The organism is Bradyrhizobium sp. Kon10, assembly GCF_055807395.1.
In genome coordinates, this window is record NZ_JBVVOZ010000167.1 from 1 (window position 1) to 323 (window position 323).

The following is a 323-nucleotide window of genomic DNA, read 5'->3' on the forward strand; positions in this document are numbered from 1 at the left end:
TGAAGGCAGCCGCCGCCGACTGCGCGACATAGCAGACCTCGCGCCCGCGCAGCTTGCGGAAGCCCACCTTGCCGCCCTTCAGGATGTCGCGGCCGTTGAGGATCACCTCGCCGCCGGTGATGCGCACGCCGCCGCGGCCATAGCCCATCGAAGACAGGCCGATGGTCGACTTGCCGGCGCCGGATTCGCCGATCAGGCCGAGCACCTTGCCCTTCTCCAGCGTCAGCGAGACATCGTGGACAAGCGTGATCGTCTTCGGCGCCTCGCCGGGCGGATAGACGGTCGCCTCGATGCGCAGGTTGCGGATACCGAGGAGGGGGGTG

1 protein-coding gene is annotated in these 323 nt (G+C 68.7%); it reads right to left on the reverse strand.

Annotated features, from left to right (window positions below):
* Nucleotides 1–323 (reverse strand): ATP-binding cassette domain-containing protein (locus AC0L2O_RS36560; protein ID WP_473373173.1); only part of this gene is annotated, 323 nt, incomplete at both ends.